Origin of the sequence: Bacillus sp. SIMBA_031, assembly GCF_046535225.1 — a bacterium.
Lineage (GTDB): Bacteria > Bacillota > Bacilli > Bacillales > Bacillaceae > Bacillus > Bacillus velezensis.
Genome location: NZ_JAWRXC010000099.1, coordinates 1 through 320, shown reverse-complemented (window position 1 = coordinate 320; position 320 = coordinate 1). Strand labels below are relative to the sequence as shown.

At 64.4% G+C, this 320-nt stretch carries 1 protein-coding gene; it reads left to right on the top strand.

Annotated features, from left to right (window positions below; genetic code table 11):
• A partial coding sequence (locus tag SB724_RS19680) for an ABC transporter permease subunit (RefSeq protein ID WP_410572471.1) occupies window positions 1-320 on the top strand: 320 nt, incomplete at both ends.

Below are 320 nucleotides of genomic sequence, written 5' to 3'. Positions count from 1 at the left end.
CTGGCACTAGCCATCGCGCTTTGCCGCCTGTCCGGCAACAAGGGACTGGAGTGGATTGCCCGCGCTTACGTCTTCGTCTTCCGCGGCGCGCCGCTGCTCGTCCAGATCTTCCTGCTCTATTACGGTCTCAGCCAGTTTCCGGCTGTCCGTCACAGCATATTCTGGCCCTTCCTGCGCGACCCCTACTGGTGCGCGGTGCTGGCACTGACGATGAATACCGCCGCCTATGCCAGCGAGATCATCCGCGGCGGGCTGCTTTCAGTTCCCTTCGGCCAGATCGAGGCGGCGCGCGCCTGCGGCATGCCGCGGCTGATGCAGTT